This is a genomic window from Coleofasciculus sp. F4-SAH-05 (genome assembly GCF_040222985.1).
Classification (GTDB): Bacteria; Cyanobacteriota; Cyanobacteriia; order Cyanobacteriales; family Coleofasciculaceae; genus Coleofasciculus; species Coleofasciculus chthonoplastes.
In genome coordinates, this window is the sequence record NZ_JAVKBY010000047.1 from 1 (window position 1) to 7927 (window position 7927).

The window sequence follows — 7927 nt, forward strand, 5'->3', positions numbered from 1 at the left end:
ATCGATTGGCGATACTCACGACTTTCGCCTGTGCTAGACTAATTTTATAGATTAACACATTATTTATTACAATACAAGACTAAGAGAAAATAAAAAGTCGTCCTAAAAGGACGAGGCTTGTATCCCTAGTTCTCGGTCAACTCATTGCCCAAGAACACGCCCAAGCCAGTCGCCTGCAACGGATTCGTGAATTAGTTACCGCTAGAGTCAGCTTACTTCAACGCAATCTCCGATTAGTGGATGCCCAACCGGAAACCGCTACGGAATCTCCAGAATTCATGGATCAACTGGTGGAGGGGAAGCAAGTCATGGATCAGGTTAATGAGCAAATCCAGCAGTTTCAGATCGTTGAACAAGAGGAAGAGACGCGACTCAAGCAAACCTTAGACCAACAGCAACAGTTTACTGGTGTTGTCTTGGCAGTTGCGGTGATTATCGGTATCGGTGGTTCCCTTCTCGCTGCCTATTTATCCTACCGTTTAGAACACCATTTACAAAAAAGCGATCGCCGTTGGCGGGAGAGTGAAGCCCGTTATCGGGCAGTGGTGGAAAATTTCCCCAATGGGGCGGTGCTTTTATTTAATCATGAATTACGCTATTTACTGGCAGATGGGAGTGGTTTAGCTAGTGTCAGTTTATCCAAACCCCAATTAGAAGGGAAAACCATCTGGGAATGCTTACCAACCCAAACTTGTACCCAGCTAGAACCCCTCTATCGCCAAGTCTTAGCGGGCGAAACCGTTACCCGTGAGATGCCCTTTGGCGATCGCATTTTTATTATCCATGCCCTACCCTTGAGAAACCAGACGGGCGAACTGATGGCAGGGATGGCTGTAACGCAGGACATCACAGAGCTGAAACAATCAGAACAAGAACTCTATCATGCCAATCGCGCCCTGCGAACCCTGAGTGAATGCAACCAGGCGTTAGTCTTGGCTACCGATGAAATCACCCTACTGCACCATATCTGCCAGATTATTGTAGACTTCGGTGGCTATCGTTGTGCCTGGATTGGTTTTGCCCAACAGGATCAGGCGAAAACTGTGCATCCGTTTGCCCAAGCGGGGTATGAGAAGGGTTATGAGGAGGATGAAATTGCCAATCATCTAGATGAATGGTCGAAACGAGTCCATCCTGATGACCTAGAGTGGGTGATGGGCATGGTTCAAGACCATTTTGACCAGAAGACTCCATATTATAGTAGTGAGCATCGGGTCCTGTGTAAAGATGGCTCCTACAAATGGATTCTAGATCGCGGACAAGCCCTGTGGGATGAACAGGGAACTGTGGTGCGGATGGTAGGATCACACACCGATATTAGCGATCGCAAAGCCGCAGAAGCTGCCCTACGAGACAGTGAAGCCCGGTTTCGTGCCATGTTTGAGAGGAGTAAGGCGATTAAATTGTTAATTGATTCGGAAACGGGGGCGATTGCGGATGCGAATTGGGCGGCGGTTAAGTTTTATGGCTATTCGCGATCGCAGTTAATCACCAAAACGATTACGGATTTCAATTGTCTGCCCCCCGCTCAAGTTCAGGCGGAGATGAGACGGGCAAAATTAGAGGAACGAACCTATTTTGTCTTTCCTCACCGTCTGGCGTCGGGAGAGATTCGAGAGGTGGAAGTCTATTCCAGTCCGATTGAGATTCAAGGACGTACGTTTCTGGTTTCAATTATTCATGATATTACCGAACGCAAACAAGCAGAACGGGCATTACAGGATAGTGAAGAACGCTTCCGGGCTATCTTTGAACAAGCCTCGGTGGGGATTGCCCTGACTACACCCTCTGGCTAACTTTTGCGGGTGAATCAACGTTACTGTGAGATTACCGGGTATCCTGAATCTGAATTAGTGGGGCGGCGGGTACAAGATATTACTCACCCGGATGATCGGGAACAGAATATTGAGTATTTACAGCAGTTAATGTCTGGGAAAACGTCCACCTATGCTACGGAAAAACGTTATATCCGTCACGATGGAAACTACCGATGGGTCTATATTTCAATCTCGCGGGTGTGTGATTCAGAAAACAAACATTAAAACGAAAAATGGCATCTTTGTAATTGTATTTCTGAATGATATCACTGAACGCCAGCAGGCTGAAAATGAGATTAAACGCCTCAACCACAAGTTAGAATCTCAGATTCGGGAAACGGAGACGCGATATGCCCAAATTGTGGAACTCGCCGAGGAAGGAATTTGGGTAACTGATGCCCAAGGGAATACGACTTACACCAATCAGGCAATGGCACGGATGCTGGGATATACTGAGGCAGAAATCTTAGGACACGCGATCGCGGATTTTCTCCCCCCTGGAGATAACCGTTTCACTTCCGCTTCGAGTATCCCTCTGAATCAAAATCAGGTGCATCGCCAAGAGGTTGAATTACGCACAAAATCCGGTAATACGATCTGGGCATATATGTCCACCAGTCCCGTCCTTGATGACCAGGAAAATCTGTTATGGTCTTGTTCCTTAGTCTATGATATCACCGAACGCAAACAAGCCGAAAAACAGTTACGCGAAAGTAATGAACGGATTAGTTTAGCGAATGCGGAATTAGCCAGGGCGACTCGGTTAAAAGATGAGTTTCTGGCAAGTATGAGTCATGAGTTGCGAACTCCGTTAAATGCGATTCTGGGGTTAGCGGAGGCACTCCAGGAAGAGGTATATGGTTCATTAACCCCCAAACAGCACAAATCATTGGCAACCATTGAACAAAGTGGCAAGCATTTATTAGACTTAATTAACGATATTCTGGATCTGTCTAAAATTGAGTCGGGGAAGATGTCCCTATCGGTTTCCCTTGTCTCTGTAGACAGTCTGTGTGAATCGAGTTTAACCTTTATTAAACAGCAGGCGCAGCAAAAAAATATTCGACTCGATTACCACATTGCACCGGGCTTAAGCGAGATTGAAGTGGATGAACGGCGCATCCGCCAAGTGTTAGTCAATTTATTAAGTAATGCGGTAAAATTTACGCCTGATGGTGGTAAGATTTCGTTGCAAGTGACTACCGATCCTGACGGTGAACAGTTGCAGTTGAGTGTTACCGATACGGGGATTGGTATTGCCCCAGAAAACCTGGATAAACTGTTTAAACCCTTTGTACAATTAGATAGCAGTCTCTCTCGTCGCTATGCGGGAACCGGGTTAGGGTTAGCGCTAGTGCGGCGAATTGTGGAATTACAAGGGGGAAGTATTGCCTTAGACAGTGAGGTGGGGAAAGGGAGTTGCTTTACGGTTACTCTTCCCTGGCACCATCCAAGTCGTATTGGGGAAAGACTGAGACACCCGAAACTCATATCTGGAGAATTACGACCGATTCACAAAGCCTTAGTGGTGGAAGATTCAGATGCTTCAGCTAACCATATTGCCCGGTATCTGGGAGAATTAGGCATAACTATTTTAATTCATCCCCAAGGAGAAGGCACTATTGATGCGGTGCAGACGTTTAACCCGGATGTGATTATCTTAGATATTTTACTGCCGCATATTTCCGGTTGGGAGGTGTTGGTGCATCTTAAAGCAAATCCCGCAACTCAATCTATTCCCGTTGTTGTGGTTTCTGTTGTCGATGATCCGACTCAAGCCTTAGAATTAGGGGCGTCTGACTATTTACTTAAACCCGTTTCTCGTCCCCAGTTACAGTCAGTATTGAGTCAGTTGTTTGCCACACCGCCGGAGATGCATCCGCCTGTGGTTGAGGCACAGTTACCGTTAATTTTATTGGCAGAAGATAATGAGGCAAATATTGTCACCTTGACGGATTATTTGCACAGTAAAGGGTTTCGGGTCATTTTAGCCCGGAATGGACTTGAAGCTGTGCAACAAGTTAAACAGCATACACCGGATTTAATTCTCATGGATATTCAAATGCCAGAAATGGATGGATTAGAATCAACACGCCAGATTCGGGCGGACAGTGATTTACCTCGGATGCCGATTATTGCGGTGACGGCGTTGGCAATGCCGGGCGATCGGGAAAAATGCTTGGCAGCCGGGGCAACGGAGTATATGGCGAAGCCGATTCGCTTGAAAAAGTTAGTGGCGCTAATTGAACACTATCTGCATCGGTAACATTGGCTACTGCATTTTTTCAGGGTTCTCCTATCTAAAGACAGAAGACTCCAAGGCAGATATATTAAGTTATATAAATAGACCTCAAACCCTTACAAATGACGTAGCTTGCTTGGCGCTCCGCGAGTATGACGAATGACGAATGACGAATGACGAATGACGAATGACGATCTCAACCGTTAACTTTTATTGTCCCTACCTACTTAAATCTATGGTTAGCCTAAATCAGAACACATCTATCTTAATCGTGGATGATGATCCGAATGCCTTTGATGTGATTGAAGCCCATCTGTATCGAGAAGGGTATGACTTATTTTATGCCGCCAGTGGCGAAGAAGCCTTAAATCGTCTCGACTCCATCGAACCGGATGTCATTTTACTCGATGTGATGATGCCAAAGTTAAATGGCATTGAAGTGTGTCGCACGATTAAGTCCGATTCCCATTGGAAACACGTTCCCGTGATTATTGTAACGGCACTCAACTCCAAAGAAGACTTGGCGCGATCGCTAAATGCAGGTGCTGATGATTTTATCACTAAACCTGTCAGTGGAATTGAACTACGGGCAAGAGTGCGATCGATGTTACGGATTAAGCAGCAATATGATGCCCTAGAAGCGACGTTACGTCTGCGGGAAGATTTATCGAATATGATCGTCCATGATTTAAGAAATCCGCTGACTAATATTTTACTCTGTAGCGATTTGCTGTTGCAAAGTACAGGCAATGACAAAGATTTACAGCGATTGCAAATTATTTCTGATTCGAGTCGCGAACTCAACTCGATGATCGATAACTTGCTAATGTTAGCGAAAATGGAATCTGGTAAAATGGTTTTGAATCAGACTTCTGTTGACTTAAATCAATTGGTTGCTGCTGTAATTTTTCAATTCCAAGCAATTGCAGAGAATAAAAAGATTAGACTAATAAGTAAGTTTGCCGAAAACCTATCTTCTCTTGGTCTCGATATAAATTTATTTCATCGCGTTTTGGAAAATTTAATTTCTAACGCGATTAAGTTCTCTCCCCCAGAAAGTTTAGTCATTGTCGCCGTAACTTCTCTGAATGAGTCGGTATCCTCAAATTTCCCCAAAGCCACAACCAAGCTTCAGATTATTGATTCAGGTCCAGGAGTCAGTGAAGAACGAAAACACCATATTTTTGACAAATATGAAGTGGGAGATTTAATCAGTGGGGTGTCTCAAATTGGTTTGGGTTTAACCTTTTGTAAAATGGTAATTGAGGCGCATCATGGGAGAATATTCGTCACAGACAACCAACCCCAAGGCTCAATCTTTACAGTAGTCCTTTAATGGCAAGGGAACAGGAAATAGGGGGTGTAAGTAGGTCATTTGTCATTTGTCATTTGTCATTTGTCCTTTGTAAGGGTTTGAGGCTTGTTTGCAAAGTTAGTATGGTGTTGTTTTCTTTTGTCCGACTACTTAGAGATGTACCCTACTACGTCTCTAAATTTTCCAATCACCCATCCCTATCTGGGAACCACAACGGATATAACTTGCGGAATCACGCGAAAGGTGGCTGGCGTAGAAGTTGTAATTTCTCCATCCGTATTAATAGAACGAGGTTTGCGAGTATAGATTTCAAATTCCGTACCCTGGAGAGTACGGACTCCTGGTAAATCTGCGTGGCGTCCCCGCCATAATGCAGGAAGTATCAATAAAATATGCCACCAATGACGCATTTCTAAACTGTATAAATCCAGCCGTTGATCATCAATTTTGGCATCATAACATACGGTCATTCCTCCGCCATAATGTCGCCCATTTCCGATAGCAATTTGAATTGTCTTTATCCGAATTGCTTCTCCATTGATGCGAATTTCTGCCCGAAATGGTCGTGCTTGCAAAATCATTTTTAATGCCATAGACAGGTACGCTAAAATTCCCCAGCGACTTTTGTCTTCTTTGGTGAGGCGCTGAGTAATTTCCACACTCAACCCACAACTAGCCACATTAAAAAAATATTGCTCATTAACCAAGCCCAAGTCTATTCTCTGATATTGACCCGTAGCAATGACTTGGCATGCTTGGGGTAAATCAACGGTAATTTTCAACGTCCGCGCCAAATCATTCGCCGTACCCAAGGGTAAAATACCTAACGGTAACTGAGTATCCACTAACCCCTCTATCGCTGCATTAAGTGTACCATCACCACCACCAATGATTACCAGGTCTACCTGATGCTGATAGTGACGGATTATGTCCGGAAGCTTGAGTGGATCTTCGGTTAATTCTTCTAGTACAATAAAGCCTAGTTCCTTCAGTTGACGAATGGTTTCGACTAGATTTTCCTGTCCGTGACGAGATTTACGGTTGATTAAGAGTAATGCTGTTTTCGGCGGCAACTGGAGATGGTCATTTGTCATTTGTTATTTGTTTATGTAAGGGTTTGAGGACTCCTTAGAGAATTGGTGGAGTGTTGGGTGTATTTCCACCGACCTGCTTATTACATTTTATCGGTTTGATGCGATCGCACTTCTTCTAACGGGTGGATATTGCCATTCCCATTCCACCGGTTGTCTTTTTTTTGTTCAGGCATTCGATGCATTAAATAGCTTTTTTGTCAAATCTGCTGCAAAATGAGTCTAGGCAATTGGGTAATGCAACATACTTGTAGTATTTAAAATTTGCCGACACGAGAACAAAGAAAATAACGCATTATCAGGCGTTGAAGCGTTTACTGTTGAAAATTGGCAATAAAATAAACCCAATACAGGATTCAAATAACATCATACTACATCCTCAAACCCTGATCAAATCATGATTTAGCCGCGACATTTTCGGGCAGCCCTAAATCCGCTTTGCTTTAGAATATTAAAACGTAAACGTCGATGTTAAAAGTTTTCGTTATCTAGTCGTGCTGCGTCAGATACCGCCAGTTTAATCTCCCCAATTCAGGATAAAGGACGCGATCGCACAACTCCATCAATCCCAACCCACACCCTAGAAAACCTTAGGGTACGCCCCGTGCGCCCTTGGTCAACGTGCGCCCGATTTAATCGAGTCAATTGTAGGGGCGGGTTTAGGGATTTAATGTCGATACCCACCGATAACCTTTCAACAAAACCCGCCCTGATCAGGTTGGCTTATAGTTCCCTTTATGACGGCGCTGTCGTTGTCGGGTGGGCATTGCCCACCTTACCTGAAAAGGGAATGCAAAAAGAAAGAAGGAATACTACATATTCTGTTTAGTTTGTCAAGACAGTCATCATAGAAAAATTTCCCGTATGGGGTGGCACAGTATCAGGTGTCAACTCTGTGCTGGAAAGCCCTAGGAAAAGGTGAAAACGGACACGATTTTTTATAGCTTGTTTCAGGAGTTTCCCAGTATCTTCTTTGAACTGATTAATCAAGCGCCAGAACAAGCGGCAAGTTATGAATTCACCTCTCGTGAAATTAAACAACTGGCATTTCGACTGGATGGGTTGTTTTTGCCTAAGAACGAAACCCTAGACCAACCTTTTTATGTGGTTGAGGTTCAGTTTCAACGAGATGAGAATTTTTATTATCGTTTATTTACTGAACTGTTTATCTTTTTGAATCAATACAAACCGAATTGTCCGTGGCGGGTGGTGGTGATTTATCCCAGTCGCCGGATTGAGAGGGAACAGCCGTTACAATTTAAAGAACTCTTCAGCCGAGTGACTCGGATATACTTGGATGAGTTAGGAGATGAAGCATCGGCATCTGTTGGGGTGAATATTGTTAAGCTAGTGATTGAGCGGGAACAGGCAGCCCCAGAACAGGCAAGGCGTTTGATTGAACAAGCTCAAGTTCAGATAACGGATGAGACGACTAAACGGAACCTGATTGATTTAATAGAAA

At 44.2% G+C, this 7927-nt stretch carries 6 protein-coding genes and 3 pseudogenes; 7 read left to right on the forward strand and 2 right to left on the reverse strand.

All coding sequences use genetic code 11. The features are described 5' to 3' along the window. Positions 1-308: 308 nt before the first annotated feature. From RIG27_RS05195 to RIG27_RS05220, 6 genes and pseudogenes are all read left to right on the forward strand, one after another. Positions 309-848 (forward strand): annotated as a pseudogene (locus RIG27_RS05195) (PAS domain-containing protein); the annotation flags it as partial. A 228-nt stretch (positions 849-1076) separates the two neighbouring features. Continuing rightward, a pseudogene (locus RIG27_RS05200) lies at positions 1077-1373 on the forward strand (PAS domain-containing protein); the annotation flags it as partial. A gap of 36 nt (positions 1374-1409) precedes the next feature. Further along, positions 1410-1796: pseudogene (locus tag RIG27_RS05205) on the forward strand (PAS domain-containing protein); the annotation flags it as partial. A gap of 9 nt (positions 1797-1805) precedes the next feature. Continuing rightward, positions 1806-2042: a PAS domain S-box protein gene (locus RIG27_RS05210; RefSeq protein WP_446343086.1), complete on the forward strand. Its 237-nt coding sequence runs from the start codon at positions 1806-1808 to the stop codon at positions 2040-2042. Beyond that, complete coding sequence (locus RIG27_RS05215; protein WP_446343088.1) at positions 2020-4083, forward strand: response regulator; 2064 nt, start codon at positions 2020-2022, stop codon at positions 4081-4083. The genes RIG27_RS05210 and RIG27_RS05215 overlap by 23 nt, the downstream gene beginning before the upstream one ends. A gap of 211 nt (positions 4084-4294) precedes the next feature. After that, positions 4295-5395 carry a hybrid sensor histidine kinase/response regulator gene (locus tag RIG27_RS05220; protein WP_446343096.1) on the forward strand — a complete coding sequence of 367 codons (1101 nt, stop codon included), beginning with the start codon at positions 4295-4297 and terminating at the stop codon, positions 5393-5395. Between the two features lie 176 nt (positions 5396-5571). On the opposite strand, the gene RIG27_RS05225 is transcribed toward RIG27_RS05220, so the two are convergent. After that, positions 5572-6468: a lipid kinase gene (locus tag RIG27_RS05225; RefSeq protein WP_446343090.1), complete on the reverse strand. Its 897-nt coding sequence runs from the start codon at positions 6466-6468 to the stop codon at positions 5572-5574. A gap of 528 nt (positions 6469-6996) precedes the next feature. Then, positions 6997-7149, reverse strand: a complete 153-nt coding sequence (locus RIG27_RS05230) for a hypothetical protein (RefSeq protein WP_446343092.1) — start codon at positions 7147-7149, stop codon at positions 6997-6999. A gap of 234 nt (positions 7150-7383) precedes the next feature. On the opposite strand from RIG27_RS05230, the gene RIG27_RS05235 reads away from it, so the two are divergent. Further along, on the forward strand, positions 7384-7927 hold a 544-nt coding region (locus RIG27_RS05235), incomplete at its 3' end, for an Rpn family recombination-promoting nuclease/putative transposase (RefSeq protein ID WP_446343094.1).